A 15868-nucleotide genomic window follows, 5' to 3' on the forward strand; every position below is an offset into this window, starting at 1 on the left:
ACCGGTCAATCCGAGAAGGCGATCTTGGGGCCAGGCCGCTGCAGGGCCACGGCCGTGGCGATCCCGAGCCCCAGGATCGTGACCGCGCAGGCCGCGAGCGCCCCGAACTGCCCCAGCTGCATCAGGGCCTGACCCAGCACCGCGACGCCGAGCGCCTGCCCGCAGAAGAACGAGAACGCGTGCAGGGCCACCGCGGAGGCGCGGGCCGTGGGCGCCACCTCGGTCACCTGCGTCTGGAAGGTGTTGTGCAGCATGTAGAAGCCGAGGCCCATTGCGGTCAGGGCGGCACAGTCCACCTGCCAGCTTCCGGCCAGCCCGACCACGGTGAGCGAGGCGCTGCAGATCAGGCCGCCGCCGATCAGCATCCGGGGCATGCCGAGCAGCCGCACCAGCAGACCGACCAGGGCCGAATAGAGCAGGCCGCCGATGGCGAAGCCCGCGAGCACCAGGCCGGCCTCGCGCGGGCCGCCCTCGCCGCGGGCCTCGATCAGCGGGGCGAGATGGGGGAACACCCCGAAGATCGCGATCGCCTCGACGAACACCGCCGAGAACAGGATCCGGGCCCGCGGATTGGCCAGGATGGTGAGGTAGCGCCGCACCGCCTGCCGGAAGGCGGGGCGGCGGGCCGGGAGGCTGCCGGTGCGGTCGAAGCCGAACACCGTCGCGGCGCACGCGACGGCGGCGACCAGAGCCGTGATGGCGAACACGCCGCGCCAGCCGATCACCGCCTCGATCAGGCCCGCGAAGGTCGAGCCGGTGAGCTGCCCGAGGATCGCCGCCACGAGGAAGCGCCCGATCGCCACCTGGCGCCGGTCCATGGGCACCCGGTCCCCGAGCAGCGCGAGCGACAACGGGATGCAGCCGCCGGCGGCTGCCCCCGCCAGCATCCGCAGGCCGAACAGGCTGCCGATATCGGGGGCGAGGCTGCACAGGACGAGGGCGCCGGCGAGCACCGCCAGGCAGACGCTCATCACCCGCTCCTTGCCCAACGCATCGCCCACCGGGCCGAGCACCGGCTGGATGAAGGCGTAGGGCAGCGCGAAGGCGGTGGAGAGCAGCGCCACCGTGTGGGTGTCGCTGCCGAGATCCCGCGCCAGCACGCCGACCAGGGGCTCGACCGAGCGCAGCGCGAAGGTGCTGCCGAAGCCCGCGCAGGCCAGGACGACGATCAGGCGCGGGATCGAGGCGGCTGCAGGCTCCGGCGCGCGGGTCGCTGACGGCGTGAGGGCCGGCTCTTGGCGGTCGAGCATGGGGGGCTTCGCGGGGCAGGCGGATCTGAACGCGGCATCGCATCTCCGCGGCCGGAGCGAAACCCACCCGGATCAGTGCGCGTAGAAGGCCGGATCCGAATTGTCGCTCGGATGCTCAAACGCCCAGCGCAGAGCCGACGACAACGGCACGTTGTAGTTCAGGCCCCGCGGCGGCACCGGCTTGAGGAACCACGTCTCCTAGATCGTCATGATCTCGGGGCTGCGGTAGAGATCCGCGGTCGCCCGGTCGACCACCGCCTTGAAGGCCGGATCGTCCCGGCGGAGCATGATGCCGTAGGGTTCCGGGTTGGACAGGGTCTCCTGGCTGATCGCGTAGGCGGACGGATCCTTCGACTGGGCTCCCACGACGCTGAGCTGCACGTCGTCCATCACGAAGGCCGCCGCCCGCCCGGTCTCGAGCATCAGGAAGGCCTCCGGCACATCCTTGGCGGCGATCACCGTGATGCCGAGCTTACGTTCGTTGTTCGCCTTGATCAGCATCAGGATGTTGGTCGAGCCGGCCACCGACGAGACCACCTTGCCGCGCAGATCCTCCAGGCTCCCGATCTTCTGGTCCTTCCGGGCGATGAACCGGGTCGCGGTGAGGAAGTGGGTGTTGGTGAAGTCGACCTGCTTCTTGCGCTCGGAATTGTTGGTGGTGGTGCCGCATTCGAGATCGGTGGTGTTGTTGGTCATCAGCGGAATGCGGGAGGATGAGTTCACGAACTCCATCGCGACCTCGAGCCCCGGCATCTTCAACTCGCGCTTCACGGCGTCGGCGATCTTGCGGCAGATATCGACCGCGAAGCCGACCACTTTCTGGTTCTGGTCCAGGTAGCTGAACGGCGGCGAGCTATCGCGCACGCCGAGCACCAGCCGGTTGTTGTCCTTGATCTTCTTGAGGGTGCCGGTCAGCGGTTCGGCCTGGGCCGCCGGGGGGAGGACCGCGAGCAGCACGGCGAGGAGCGGAGTGAGCAGACGCATGGGCTGGCCGGTTCCCTGGTCGCGCAACGGGGCGCCGGCCCGGCTGACCCGGCGGCGGGAGCCCGACTGCACGCGGATCGGGCTTCCGGACAACCCTCAGCAAGAGTCCGGCCGTGGCTATAGCCAGCGGCGACTTGGAAACCAGTCTACGACCAAATCCGGTGACGGAAGTTCGATCATGTCCCCGTTTTCAGGCATTGGAGGACCGGCAATGTCCTCAGGGACTCCGCAGCGTAGTCGAGGAAGGCGTTCACCCGGGCGGGCCGGAGGCCCTGGCTGAGGGTCACGAGTTGCACCGGTACCGGTGCCGGCTCATGGGCCGCGAGCAGGCGCACGAGCCGACCGTCCGCGATCTCTTCGGCGGCCTGGTAGGACAACACCCGCGCGATACCGCGTCCGCCCCGGGCCGCGATCAGCGCCGCCTCGACCTCGTTGACGATGAGCCGCGGGGCGAGGCGCACCCGGTTGGCACCGAAGCGCCATTCGCGAACGCCCGCGTGGATCAGGCCCACGATGGTGTCGTGCGCGCTCAGGTCGGTGGGCGTCCGGGGCGTGCCCCGGACGGCGAGATAGGCCGGGCTGGCGACGACGACCTGGCGCACCTGCCCGAGCCGGCGCGCGACGAGGCGCGATTCCGCAAGCTGCCCGATCCGGAGGGCGACATCGATCCCCTCTTCCACGAGGTCGAGGTTGCGGTCGGCCAGAACCAGTTCGACCTGCGCCTCCGGGTAGACGTCCAGGAAGCCCGACACGACCGGCGCCACGTGCTTGCGCCCGAACAGCACCGGCGCCGTGACTCGCACGAGACCGCGCACCGCATCGCCGGCCGCCCCCGAGACGGCGGCCTCGTAACCCGCCAGCAGGCCGCGTGCCCGTTCGGCCAGATCGAGGCCCGCCGGAGTCGGTGCGAGGCGGCGGGTGGTGCGCTCCACCAGACGGGCGCCGGCCCGGGCCTCCAGGCTCGAGAGCGCCCGGGTCGCGGCAGCCGCCGAACGGCGCGACCGCCGGGCTGCCCCGGCGAGACTGCCGGCATCGATGATCGCGACGAAGAGGGCGAGTTCGTCCAGCCGGTCCATCGATTGTTTCAGATCCTGAAATTCTGAGTGTCGAACACTCCGGATTTTCGGCGGCGCATGCAAGAGCGATAGTCGGGTCGTTGCTGGAGACCCCGACGATGTCCGAACCCGACCTGACCCTCTACGGCCTGCGACTCTCGGGCCATTCGCACCGCGCGGAACTGTTCCTGTCGCTGCTGGGGCTGCCCTATCGGTTCGTCGCGGTGGCGAGCGCCGAGCAGCGCGCAGCGGCCGATTTCCGGCGCCTCAACCCGCTCGGCCAGATCCCGGTCCTGACCGACGGCGCGGCCGCGATCCCGGACAGCAACGCGATTCTGGTCTACCTGGCCGCGCGCTACGCGCCGGATGGCGGCTGGATGCCGGCCGATCCGCTCGGCGCGGCCGAGGTCCAGCGCTGGCTCTCGATCGCGTCCGGGGAGGTACGCACCGGGCCGGCCCTGGCCCGGCTGATGGTGGTGTTCGGTGCCCTGGCCGACCGCGCGACCGTGCACGCGACCGCCGCGCGGATCCTCGGCTTCATGGACGGGCACCTGGCCGATCGCCGGCACCTCGCCGCCGACCGGGCGACGCTGGCCGACATCGCCTGCTACTCCTACGTCGCCCATGCCCCCGAAGGCGGCGTCTCGCTCGCGCCCTATCCGGCCGTACGAGCCTGGATCGCCCGGATCGAGGCCCTGCCGGGCTTCGTCCCGATGCCGGCCTCTCCCATCCCGGAACAAGCGTGAGGCATGCCATGGCGACTTTCCATGCGGATGAGGCGATCGCCCAGGCGCGGGCCGGCCACGTCCTCGGCGAGACCCCGGCGATCCGGTCGTTCATGCCGGACCAGCACCGCGGCTTCTTCGCGGGGCTGCCCTATCTCCTGGTCGCGACCGCAGATGCGAGCGGCGCGCCGGTGGCGACCCTGCTGACGGGTGCGCCCGGCTTCGTGCACAGCCCGGACGCGACCCATCTCGCCATCTCGGCAGCGCTCGACCCGGCCGACCCTGCGGCCCGGTTCCTGATACCGGGCGCGGAAGCCGGCATCCTGGGCATCGATCTGGCGACCCGGCGGCGCAACCGTGCCAACGGCCGCATCGTGCGCCGCGACCGGGACGGCCTGACCGTGGCGATCGACCAGAGCTTCGGCAATTGCCCGCAATACATCCAGCGGCGGGACGTCGAGCCGGTGCCGCGCCAGCCGGGGCCGACCGAGATCCTGTCGGCCCTGGACGCGGAAGCCGGCGCGCTGATCGACGCCGCGGACACGCTGTTCGTGGCGACCCGGGCGCGGGACGGGCTCCGGGACGGCGGCGCCGACATCTCGCATCGGGGCGGGCGGCCGGGCTTCGTCCGGCGCCGCGGCGACGTGCTGACGGTCCCGGACTTCTCCGGAAACCGCTACTTCAACACGCTGGGCAACCTGGTCGGCGAGCCGCGTGCGGCGCTGCTGTTCCTCGACTTCACCAGTGGCGACCTTCTGGTCCTCCAGGGCCGCACCGCGATCGACTGGACCGGCACCGACGCCGCGGGTCTCCTGGGCGCGCAGCGATCCTGGGCGTTCACGATGACGGCCGGCTGGCGGCGCCGGGCGGCGGTTCCCCTCCGGTGGAGCGCCCCCGAGCCGGCACCGCAACTCACGCGCACCGGCATCTGGGACGCGAGCGAGGATGCCTGATCGTGGCTCAGGACGTGGCCGCCGCGGCCGCCTCGTGCTCCTGTGCGAGCCGCGCATCCGCGGCGGCCACGTTCCGGAAGGCCGGGCGGGCCCGGATCCGGTCGACATAGGCCGACAGCACCGGATCGGGCGCGACCAGCCCGAAGCCCATCGTCCAGCCGAGTGCGCTGCCCCAAAGGATATCGGCGGCGCTGAAGCGGTCGCCGAGCAGGTACGGCCCCGGCTTCAGCGCTTCGGCGACGCGGGCGATCACGCTGTCGTAGTCGGCATAGGCCGACATGGCGCGCGGCCCGGGCTCGCGCTTGAGATGGCGGTCGATCACCGCGGGCTCGAAGCACGAGCCGTAGAACACCATCCAGCGCAGATACGTCCCCCGGGTGGGATCGGTGAGTGACGGGGCGAGGCCGGCCTCGGGAAACAGGTCGGCCAGATACAGGTAAACCGCCGCCTGCTCGGTCACGAGCGCGTCGCGGGTGCGGATCGCCGGCACCTTGGCCATCGGGTTGATGGCGCGATAGGCATCCCCGAGATGTTCGCCGGCCCGCATGTTGAGCACGTGCAGGCGATGCGGGGCGCCGAGTTCCTCCAGCAGCACGCGCACGCCGGTCGAGCGGGTATTGGGGGCGTGGTAGAACTCGATGTCCGGCGTGTCGGCCATGCCGCACCCTCCCAGGATCCGTGATTTGCGCGGCGATACGCTTCGTCCTGCCTGAGGTCCGGGTCAATCGTGCAGCGCCGCGACGGTGGCGGTTGCGGGATCGCCCCGAGCCCGGGACGGGTGGCCCCAATGAGACATCCGGATCCGAGTTGCGCCCTCTGCGCGGGTGCCCACTTCCGGAGGGACCGGAATCGCGGCAGGGACGTTGGGCGTTTGTGCGTTGCCGCGCGTTGGGGTGCCAGCCGGCGCGACGCGACCCGGGGATTCGAGTTCTGATGGCGAAGATACTGTTGGTCGAGGACCATGAAGAGATCTGGGACTTCCTGTCCCGCCGCCTCAAGCGCCGCGGCTACGAGGTGATCCTGGCGCATGACGGCGAGGCCGGCGTGCAGCAGGCCCGGTCGGGCCAGCCCGACGTGATCCTGCTCGACATGAACCTGCCGGTCCTCGACGGCTGGTCGGCGGCGCGCGCCCTGAAATCCGGATCCGACACGCGGGCGATCCCGATCATCGCGCTCACCGCGCACGCGATGTCCGGGGACCGGGACAAGGCCATCCAGGCGGGGTGCGACGACTACCATCCCAAGCCCGTGGATTTCTCCAAGCTGCTCAGCCAGATCAGCGCCGCGCTGGGCGAGACCGCACAAGCCGGCTGAAGGCCGCCCGCCACGGCAGGCTCCCTGACCCGAACCGCTCCGCCGTCGCGGGGCGGCATCGTCCCTGAATTCGATATGAGTGGAGCGTCTTTGTGAGCGAGGATCCCGTCACCGCCCAGCGCCTCAAGCAGGGCTTGCCGGTCATCGTCGCGCTGGCCTCCACCCTCCTCGTCGTGGCGATCATGGCGGCCCTGTATCTCGGGCGCGAGATCCTGGTGCCGGTGACGCTGGCGATCCTCCTGAGCTTCGTCCTGGTGCCGGCGGTCCGCATCCTCCGCCGGATCCGCGTGCCGCGGGCGGCGGCGGTGCTCCTGGTGGTGGTGATCGTGTTCGGCGGCCTGTTCGGGATCGGCAGCCTGATCGCCAGCGAGGCCTCGCAGCTGGCGTCGGACCTGCCGCGCTACACGCTGGTGATGCGCGACAAGATCAAGGACCTGCGCGGCGCGACCGACGGGGCCGGGACGCTGTCGCGCATGGTCGACATGGTCCAGGACCTGAGCGCCACGCTCCAGCCGCCCGGCGCCATCGAGGTCAAGGGCGAGCCGGGAACGCGCACGCACCCGCTCACCGTAGAAATCACCCCCGCCCGGGCGAGCGTCGTCGAGACGTTCCAGACCTTCGCGGGCCCGATCCTGCACCCGCTGGCCACCACCGGGCTGATCCTGATCTTCACGATCTTCATCCTGCTCCAGCGCGAGGACCTTCGGAACCGGGCGATCCGGCTGGCGGGCGGCTCCGGAGACCTGCGCCGGGTGACGGCGGCGATCGACGACGCGACCAGCCGGCTCAGCCGGTTCTTCCTGGCTCAGCTCGCCCTCAACATCGCCTTCGGGGTGGTGATCGGCGTCGGCCTGTGGCTGATCGGCGTGCCGAGCCCGACGCTGTTCGGCGTGCTCGCGGCGATCCTGCGGTTCGTGCCGTATATCGGCGCCGCGATCAGCGCCCTGCTGCCGCTGATCCTCGCCGCGGCGGTCGATCCCGGCTGGAGCATGGTGATCGCCACCGCGGCCCTGTTCCTGGTGGTGGAGCCGATTGCCGGCCACGTGATCGAGCCGCTGCTCTACGGCCACTCCACCGGCCTGTCGCCGATCGCCGTGATCCTGGCGGCGACGATCTGGACCTTCCTGTGGGGACCGATCGGTCTGGTGCTGGCCACCCCGCTCACCGTCTGCCTGGTGGTGCTCGGCCGGCACGTGGAGCGCCTCTGGTATCTCGATGTGCTGCTCGGCGACCGGCCGGCGCTCGCGCCGCCGGAGATCTTCTACCAGCGCATGCTGGCGAACGACCCGGCCGAGGCGATCGACCAGGGCTGGCAGTTCCTCAAGGAGCGCGCGCTGGTCACCTATTATGACGAGGTCGCGCTGGCCGGGCTTCTGCTCGCGCAGGAGGACCTCTCACGCGGCACCCTGGACCGCACCCGACAGGATGCGGTCGGCGCCGCGATCCGAACCGTCGTGGCGCGGCTCGGCACCGCCCCGGTGGCACGGCGCACCTGGCGGGGCGCGCCGCGCGCGTCCGACACCGAGACCGCGGCCGCGCTGGCCGCCGCAGGGCCAGACCGTCAGATCGCCGGCATCGTGCTGGCCCGCGAGGATCTCGCGCCGGCCTGGCGCAGCGAGACGCCGGTCCTCTGCGTGTCGAGCCGTGGCCCGTTCGACGAGGCGGCCACCCTCATGCTCAGCCAGATCCTGGCCCGGCACGGGCTCGCCTCGCAGACCCTGTCGATGGCCGCGATCCGCGCTGGGGAACGCCCCGACAACCCGGGCGGCCTCGCGCTGATCTGCTTCTCCTATCTGGAGCCGGTCAGCCTGTCGCAGATCCGGTTCACGGTGCGGCAGGCCCGTGCCGCGGTGCCGGGCGTGCGTATCCTGGTGGGTTTCTGGCGCGAGCGCGATCCGGCGACACTGGATCGCCTGCGCCGGGCGACCTCGGCGGACTTCCTGGTCACCTCGTTGAACGAGGCGCTCTCGGCGGTCACGAGTGCCTGCCGTGAGCCGGCGCCCGCACAGGTCGCGTCCGCACCCGCCCGGGCCCTCCCCGGCCCGGCCCGGCCGGTGGCGGCCTGACCCACGCCAAGCGCGACAACGCCGACGTGGCGTGACGGTCGACAACGCCGCGTGCCTTCCTAAAGTCGCAGCCCGCTGCCGGCACCGGGCCGGCATCCCCATCTGTCCACGATTGGAACGAATAAGACTGCGCGCCATGTCCGATTCCCCTGAAAAACCTCCGATCGGACCGAGCGCAGTCGTCAGGGACGGCGCGGCGAGCGATGTCGCCGACCCCAAGAGCGACATCTTCTTCGCCGCGGTGGAAACCACCCGGATGCCGATGATCGTCACCGATCCGCGCCAGCCGGACAATCCGATCATCTTCGCCAACCGCGCCTTCCTGGCGATGACCGGCTACACGCCCGAGGAACTGGTTGGGCGCAATTGCCGGTTCCTGCAGGGCCCGGAGACCGACCGCGAGACCGTCGATCAGATCCGCTCGGCGATCGCCGAGAGCCGCGAATTCGCCACCGAGATCCTGAACTACCGCAAGAACGGCTCGAGCTTCTGGAACGCCCTGTTCGTCTCGCCGGTGTACAATTCGGCCGGGGAGCTCGTATATTTTTTCGGCTCGCAGCTCGATGTCTCGCGCCGGCGCGACGCCGAGGAGGCGTTGGGCCAGGCGCAGAAGATGGAGGCGTTGGGCCAGCTTACCGGCGGCATCGCGCACGACTTCAACAACCTGCTGCAAGTCATCGTCGGCTACGTCGACATCCTGGCCTCCGGGCTCGAGAAGCCCGATGCGGACCGCGCCCGGCTCGGGCGCGCCACCGACAACATCCGGCAGGCGGCCGAGCGTGCGACCACCCTGACGCAGCAGCTCCTGGCCTTCGCCCGCAAGCAGCGGCTGGACGGGCGCGCCGTCAACCTCAACACGCTGATCGAGGGGATGCGCGAGATGGTCGCCCGCTCGGTGGGCGAGGCGGTGACGATCGAGCTGGATCTCGACCGGGACCTCTGGAACTGCCGCGTGGACCCGACGCAGGCCGAGGTCGCGATCCTCAACGTGCTGATCAACGCCCGGGACGCCATGCCGGATGGCGGCACCGTCCGGATCACCACGGAGAACAACGCGGTCACGGCCAGCGGCGAGATCGGGCCGCTGCGCGCGGGCCGCTACGTCAGCATCGCGATCCGGGATAGCGGCACCGGCATCCCGCCCGCGGTTCTGGCCCGGGTGATGGATCCGTTCTTCACCACCAAGGAGGAGGGCAAGGGCACCGGGCTCGGCCTGTCGATGGTCTACGGCTTCGCCAAGCAGTCCGGCGGCGCCGCCCAGATCGAGTCCGTGGTCGGCGCCGGCACGACGGTGCGCCTGTCCTTCCCGGCGACCGACGGCGACGCGCACGCCCCGTCCAAGGTCTCGCATCGGGCGGTGGACCGGCAGGGTACCGAGACGATCCTGATCGTGGACGACCGCGAGGACGTCGCCGAACTCGCCCGCACCATCCTGCGGGACTTCGGCTACACGACGCTGATGGCCAGCAATGCCCGCGAGGCCCTGGAGATCCTGGAATCCAGCGAGCGGATCGATCTGCTGTTCACCGACCTGATCATGCCGGGCGGCATGAACGGCGTGCTGCTCGCCCGCGAGGCGCGCCGCCGCCAGCCCAAGCTCAAGGTCCTGCTGGCCACGGGCTATGCGGAGGCGAGCCTGGAGCGAACCGATATCGGCGGTTCCGAGTTTGACCTTCTCAACAAGCCTTACCGGCGCACGGAGCTGGTCCGCCGCGTGCGGGCCATCCTCGACGGTCCCACCGGCGTAGGCTGAGCTTGAGGAGACACGCGATGGCGCAGGGCGACAAGGCGAAATACACCGACAAGCAGAAGCGCAAGGCCGATCACATCGCCGACTCCTACGAGGCGCGCGGCGTGCCGGAGCAGGAAGCGGAATCCCGCGCCTGGGCCACGGTCAACAAGGACGACGGCGGCGGCAAGAAGCCGGGCGGCTCGGGCCGCGGCAAAGCCACCGGCCATCCGGCGGCCCACACGGGCGGCGACACAGGCGGCAAGGCCTCAGCGAGCCGGACACCGGAACAGCGCTCGGCCTCGGCCAGGAAGGCTGCGGCGACGCGCAAGGCGAATGCTGCGGCCAGTGCGTGATCCGGCAGGGGCGGGACCGGACGTGTTGCACGCCTTCCGCGGCCTGGAATCGCTTGGCTTCGACCTTTCGAGGTCGCCACAGCCCGGGCCGGCGTCACACCGAAAGCATCGTAGGTCCCAGTCGGATCCTGCCTGCGGAGGGCCTATATGGCCTTCTTCGGCGCGGCCTGCAGGAAATCCTGAAGTTGCCGCTTGTAGAACTTGGCGTAACCCGTGGTGCCGTGGCCCATGGTCTCGTCGCTGGCCGGGATCACGTAGAGGCGCGCGTTCTTCACGCGCTTTATCTCGCGCTCCATGATCCCCGTCTCGGGCGGGTTGCGCTCGTCGTCGGCGGCATTGATCGCCAGCACCGCGGCTTCGATCTTCTCCAGGCCAGGAGAACAATTGTAGGCGCGAGACGATTCCCACTGATAGACATAATCGTTTGCATCGGCGGCGAACGGTGACGCCAAGCGTGCGTCCACGAGTTTGTCGGCCAAGTCACCCGTCGGTGCGTGTCTTTGTAGAGCCAACGTGCCGCCACTGGTGCCGAGGGCGAAGAACACGTTTGCAACCCGCACCGAGGGCGGCTGGACCAAGTACTCCCCGTTGGCATAGGCCGGGTCGCGCCGGATGGTCTCTACTAGAAGCCGGCGCATCATCCAGTTGCGGCTCGCCATTTCGCTCGGCTGTGACGCCATGGGAACGAGAGCGTCCATGTACTCCGGGTGCTTCACGCCCCAGATCCAGGCGTGCATCCCCCCCATCGAGTTGCCGATGATCAGGCGGACGTGGTTGAGTCCGAGGTGTTCTTTGAGAAGCCGGTACTGAGCCTCGACCATATCGTCATAGTTATACCGTGGAAACTTCGTCTTCAGACCATCGGAAGGCTTGGATGACTTTCCATGGCCGAGCACGTCCGGGATGATGATATAGTACTTTGCCGCGTCCAGTGGTTGGCCGGGCCCGAATAGCTCTCCCGCGAAGCCAGGCGTCAGCATGCTGGATGCCGAACCGGTGGTCCCATGCACGACGACGACGGGTTCGCCGTTCGGATCGCCAACGGTCGTGTAGTGCAGGCGCATCTCCGGCAGGACTTCGCCGGTGTGAAATGTGAAGTCCTTGATCGTCGCGTCGCCCTCTTTGGGCGTCGGATATTCGGCAGCACGCGCCGTGAGCGCCAACGAGAGCACGGCCGCGCCGACGGCTGAACCGCACAACAGGCTCACGACTTTCATGCGATTCCCCCTCCAAGCGTCAATGGTTTTCCACCGCGCTTAAATGAGTATTGCCGTGTCGATTTCGCCTGACAATAGCTGTAGCTCTCCGCTCGAACAGTAGCCCTCACTCTGTTTGGCGAGTTGCGAGGAACCGACCGTCTCATGCGGGCGGAGAGTGCGGCGACCGCCAAGATCTGAGGCAAGCGGAACGTGGGCAGCACGATCCGCCAAACCTTACCTTCGCGCTTCCGCCAGCTTGACCAGCGTGTGGAGCATCCGGTTCGCCGGCGTCGGGATGCCGAGCGCAGCCCCCTTCCGAACGACATAACCGTTGAGGTGGTCGATCTCGCTCGGCCGGCCCCGGGCGAGGTCCTGGGCGGTGGAGGAGCGCTGGTCGGCCATGCTGGTGCTGAGGGCGAGCACCGTGTCGAGGATGTCGTCGGGTACCGACACGCCCGCGGCGTTCGCCACCGCGACGCATTCCTGCACCACATCGGTCATCGCCGCGACGACGCCCTCACCCTGCACCAGGCGGCCGTAGGGCAACTGGGTCAGGGCCGACAGGGCGTTGTAGGCGCAGTTCAGGATCAGCTTGCCCCAGAGCGCGTCCAGGGCGCGTTCCGAGACGGTGGTCGGGATCCCGGCGGCGATGAGCGCGGCGGCGATGGTTTCGCTGGCTGCCGAGGCGCCGAGCACGAGGTCGCCCCGGCCGTTGTGCCGCACCTGCCCCGGCCCGACCATCGCGGTGGCGACGTAGACCGCCACCGGCACCACCGGCCGCCCGAGCACGACGCCCAGGCGCTCGGCGTTGTCGACGCCGTTCTGGAGGCTGAGGATCGTCGCCGAGGGGCCGAGATGGGGCGCGATGGTCGCCCCGGCCGCTTCCGTGTCGCCCGACTTGACGCAGACGAGCACCAGATCCGCCCCGGCGACACCATCGCTCGCCGTCGTCGCAGGAACCGCCACGGCGGCACGCCCGGCCGCGCTCTCCAGCACCAGCCCGTTTGCCGCGACCGCCTCGACCAGGGCCGGGCGGCCGATCAGCGTGACCGCATGGCCGGCCCGCGCGAGCAGGAACCCGTAATAGCAGCCGACCGCGCCGGCCCCGAGGATTGCGACCTTCATCGCGCCGCCGCCGCGGCGTGCTCGGGATGGAACGGCGCGGCGGCGGCCCCCGTCCGCACATGGTCGAGGAGGGCCTGGAACGGGTGGCGGAGCCTCACGCCGTCGATCAGCCTGGCCTGCGACCGGCAGGAATAGCCGTCCGCCAGAAGGTTGCCGCCGGGGGCCTCGGCCACGTGGCGCGCCCAGCTCAAGCCGTAGATCGCCTCCGAGGTGGCGCGGTTGCGCGCCTCGTGGCCGTAGGTCCCGGCCATGCCGCAGCAGCCCGCGGGCAGCACGTCGAGCCGCAGCCCGAGATGGGTGAACACCGCCTGCCAGTCGCGGACCGCGCCGGGGGCGTTGGTGCGCTCGGTGCAGTGGGGCAGCAGCTGCAGGGTCGCGTTGCCCGGCCGGGGCGCGATCCGGTCGAGCTGCGTGGCAAGCCATTCCTGCAGGATCTGGACCTTGGGCAGGTCGTCGCCGCCGAGCGCCTGGGCGTATTCGGACCGGTAGGTCAGCGTCATCGACGGATCGAGGCCGACGAGCGGCACGCCCGAGCGCGCGAGCGCCCGCAGCATCGCGGCGTTGGACCGCGCCACCGCGGCGAACCGGGCCAGGAAGCCGTGCACGTGCAGCGGCTTACCGTTCGGCCGGTAGGGCACGAGCCACGGCTTGAAGCCGAGCGCGACCAGGAGCGCGCAGGCATCGACGACCAAGGCCGCCTCGAAATGGCTGGTGAACGCATCCTGCACCAGCAGCACTGCGCGCGCGCGCTCCGCCGAGGGGAGACGGGCCAGCACCTCCGGGGTCGCGGTGGCGACGCCGAGTTCGGCGAGCCGCGCCGTCAGGTCGATCGGCGACAGGGCCGGGATCCCGACCAGGCCGGCCTTGGCCAGCAGCATCCGGGCGAGCGGGTTGGCCAGGGCCGCGTTGCTCAGGCGCGGCATCCGGGCGGCCAGCGGCAGGAGCGGCTCCAGCGCGGCCACGAGGTGGTCTTTCAGGGGCCTGGCGTAGCGGGCATGGTAGAGTGCCAGGAACTTCGCCCGGAAGGTCGGGACGTCCACCTTGATCGGGCACGATCCCGTGCAGGACTTGCAGGCGAGGCAGCCGTCCATCGCCTCCTTCACGGCGTGGGAGAAGTCATCGGCCTCGGAGCGGCGCCGGAAACCGCTGCGCATGGTCGCGAAAACATCGGCCCACCAGCCGGGGCGCTGGCGCTTCAGCTCCGCGGCGGGGTCCATGCCCGCCTGTGACGCCAGGCGCAGCCACTCGCGCATCAGCGAGGCGCGGCCCTTGGGCGAGTGCCGGCGCTCCCGGGTCGCCTTCCAGGACGGGCACATCGCGTCGTCCGGATCGAAGGTGAAGCAGGCGCCGTTGCCGTTGCAGTGCAGGGCCTCGTCGAAATCCTGCCGGACCGGCGGCGGGATCGTCCGGTCCTGCTCGCCCCGGCGGGGCACGCCGTCGATCCGGGTGAGCGCGCCGCCCCGGGCCGTGGCGATCTTGCCCGGATTCATCCGGTCGCCCGGGTCGAAGGCGCGCTTGACCGCTTCGAGCGCCGGCATCAGCGGCCCGAAGGTCGCGGGCACGAACTCGGAGCGGAATCCCTTGCCGTGCTCGCCCCAGAGCAGCCCGCCATACTTTGCGGTGAGCGCGACCACGCCCTCGGTCACCTCGCGGATCAGGGCGTTCTGGTTCGGATCCTTCAGGTCGATGGCCGGACGGACGTGGAGCACGCCGGCATCGACATGGCCGAACATGCCGTAGCGCAGCCCCTTGGCGTCGAGCAGCGCCCGGAACTCCGCGATGAAGTCGGCGAGCCGCTCCGGCGGCACCGCGGTATCCTCGACGAACGGGATCGGGCGCGCATCGCCCTTGGCAGCCCCGAGCAGGCCCACCGCCTTCTTGCGCATGGTCCAGAGTTTTTCGATCGCGTCGCCGCGGGCGATGGTGAAGCCGAGGCGCTTGGTGTCGGTCCCGCGCTCGGCCTCCAGCACCGTGGTGAGCCGCGCCAGGGCGGCATCCACGCCGTCCGCGTCGTCGCCGACGAATTCCACCAGGTTGATGCCGTGGACCGGCCGGCCGGCGGGATCGTCCGGGAAGAAGGCGCGGACCTCGGCCCAGATCGGGTCCTTGCGGGCGAGGCCCAGGACGGTGGAATCGATGGTCTCCACCGAGGCCGCGCCGAACGGCAGCAGCGCCTGGGCGTCCCGCAGGGCGGCGTCGAAATCCACGTAGGAGAGCGCCACCAGCACCGACGCCTTGGGGATCGGCAGAACGTTGAGCCGCGCCTCGGCGATCAGCGCCAGGGTGCCCTCCGAGCCGCAGATCACGCTCTTGAGGTCGAACCGGCCGTCCGCATCGCGCAGATGGGCGAGGTCGTAGCCGGTGAGGCAGCGGTTGAGCTTGGGGAAGCGCTCGGCGATCAGCGCTGCGTTCTCGGTGACGACCGTATCGACGGTGCGGTGGATCTCGCCGACCCGGTCGTTGCGGGCCTGGGCGGCTTCGAGGCCGGCCGCGTCCAGCGGCTCGGCCGTCCAGACCGTGCCGTCGGCGAGCACGCAGGTCAGCGCGAGGACGTGGTCGCGGGTCTTGCCGTAGAGGCAGGAGCCCTGACCGCAGGCATCGGTGGAGATCATGCCCCCGATGGTCGCGCGGTTCGAGGTCGAGAGTTCGGGCGCGAAGAACAGGCCGTGCTCGGCCAGCGCCCGGTTGAGCTGGTCCTTCACCACCCCGGGCTCGACCCGGACGATGCGGCGCGCGACGTCGATCTCCAGGATGCGGTTCATGTGCCGCGAGGTGTCGACCACGAGGCCGTGGCCGAGCGACTGGCCGTTGGTGCCGGTGGCCCCGCCGCGGGGGCGGATCACGATCTCGGTGAAGCGCGGGTCGTCCAGCAGCTTGGCGATGCGCACGAGGTCGTCGCGCGAGCGCGGGAAGGCCACGGCCCCCGGCTCGACCTGATAGATCGAGTTGTCGGTGGAAAAGACCGTGCGGTCCGCGGCCGACACGGTGAGGTCGCCCGCGAAGCCGCGCAGGCGCAGTTCGGCGACCACCGCCTCATAGAGCGGCACGGCCTCGGTGTGGCGGGTCAGGACCGGGATCATGAACGCGTTCTACACCCGGCCCCTCGCGAGGG

General features: G+C 70.3%; 12 protein-coding genes and 1 pseudogene. 6 read left to right on the forward strand and 7 right to left on the reverse strand.

Going from position 1 to position 15868, the window contains the following annotated elements; all coding sequences use genetic code 11:
• Positions 1-5: 5 nt before the first annotated feature.
• From ACYQPG_RS00425 to ACYQPG_RS00435, 3 genes and pseudogenes are all read right to left on the reverse strand, one after another.
• Positions 6-1250 carry an MFS transporter gene (locus ACYQPG_RS00425; RefSeq protein WP_461229965.1) on the reverse strand — a complete coding sequence of 415 codons (1245 nt, stop codon included), beginning with the start codon at positions 1248-1250 and terminating at the stop codon, positions 6-8.
• Between the two features lie 72 nt (positions 1251-1322).
• Positions 1323-2234 (reverse strand): annotated as a pseudogene (locus tag ACYQPG_RS00430) (amino acid ABC transporter substrate-binding protein).
• 176 nt (positions 2235-2410) lie between these two features.
• A complete protein-coding gene (locus ACYQPG_RS00435; protein ID WP_419830872.1) occupies positions 2411-3310 on the reverse strand; it encodes a LysR family transcriptional regulator in 900 nt (299 codons plus the stop codon).
• Between the two features lie 98 nt (positions 3311-3408).
• Between ACYQPG_RS00435 and ACYQPG_RS00440 the strand changes: the two genes are divergently transcribed.
• Positions 3409-4035, forward strand: coding sequence for a glutathione S-transferase family protein (locus ACYQPG_RS00440; RefSeq protein ID WP_147908005.1), 627 nt, complete (start codon positions 3409-3411; stop codon positions 4033-4035).
• 8 nt (positions 4036-4043) lie between these two features.
• Positions 4044-4967 carry a pyridoxamine 5'-phosphate oxidase family protein gene (locus ACYQPG_RS00445; protein ID WP_147940702.1) on the forward strand — a complete coding sequence of 308 codons (924 nt, stop codon included), beginning with the start codon at positions 4044-4046 and terminating at the stop codon, positions 4965-4967.
• Positions 4968-4974: 7 nt separating this feature from the next.
• Here ACYQPG_RS00445 and ACYQPG_RS00450 read toward each other — a convergent pair whose 3' ends face one another.
• The gene (locus ACYQPG_RS00450; RefSeq protein ID WP_147940703.1) at positions 4975-5625 is read right to left on the reverse strand and encodes a glutathione S-transferase family protein; all 651 of its coding nucleotides are present in this window, start codon (positions 5623-5625) and stop codon (positions 4975-4977) included.
• Positions 5626-5900: 275 nt separating this feature from the next.
• Between ACYQPG_RS00450 and ACYQPG_RS00455 the strand changes: the two genes are divergently transcribed.
• The 4 genes from ACYQPG_RS00455 (at position 5901) to ACYQPG_RS00470 (ending at position 10432) form a co-directional block, all read left to right on the forward strand.
• Complete coding sequence (locus tag ACYQPG_RS00455) at positions 5901-6281, forward strand: response regulator (RefSeq protein ID WP_058192055.1); 381 nt, start codon at positions 5901-5903, stop codon at positions 6279-6281.
• Positions 6282-6373: 92 nt separating this feature from the next.
• Entirely contained in the window at positions 6374-8347 is a 1974-nt protein-coding gene (locus ACYQPG_RS00460) for an AI-2E family transporter (RefSeq protein ID WP_461229966.1), read from the forward strand.
• A 136-nt stretch (positions 8348-8483) separates the two neighbouring features.
• Entirely contained in the window at positions 8484-10100 is a 1617-nt protein-coding gene (locus ACYQPG_RS00465) for a hybrid sensor histidine kinase/response regulator (protein ID WP_147940705.1), read from the forward strand.
• 17 nt (positions 10101-10117) lie between these two features.
• The gene (locus tag ACYQPG_RS00470; protein WP_461229967.1) at positions 10118-10432 is read left to right on the forward strand and encodes a plasmid stabilization protein; all 315 of its coding nucleotides are present in this window, start codon (positions 10118-10120) and stop codon (positions 10430-10432) included.
• Between the two features lie 143 nt (positions 10433-10575).
• Here the strand turns inward: ACYQPG_RS00470 and ACYQPG_RS00475 are convergent, their stop codons facing one another.
• The 3 genes from ACYQPG_RS00475 to ydiJ all read right to left on the reverse strand — a co-directional run bounded on the left by ACYQPG_RS00475 (position 10576) and on the right by ydiJ (position 15836).
• Complete coding sequence (locus tag ACYQPG_RS00475) at positions 10576-11649, reverse strand: alpha/beta fold hydrolase (RefSeq protein WP_461229968.1); 1074 nt, start codon at positions 11647-11649, stop codon at positions 10576-10578.
• Between the two features lie 216 nt (positions 11650-11865).
• Entirely contained in the window at positions 11866-12756 is an 891-nt protein-coding gene (locus ACYQPG_RS00480; protein WP_147940707.1) for a ketopantoate reductase family protein, read from the reverse strand.
• Positions 12753-15836: a D-2-hydroxyglutarate dehydrogenase YdiJ gene (gene ydiJ, locus ACYQPG_RS00485; RefSeq protein ID WP_461229969.1), complete on the reverse strand. Its 3084-nt coding sequence runs from the start codon at positions 15834-15836 to the stop codon at positions 12753-12755. The genes ACYQPG_RS00480 and ydiJ overlap by 4 nt, the downstream gene beginning before the upstream one ends.
• Positions 15837-15868 lie beyond the last annotated feature (32 nt).

The sequence above is a fragment of the Methylobacterium sp. CM6246 genome, assembly GCF_054818005.1.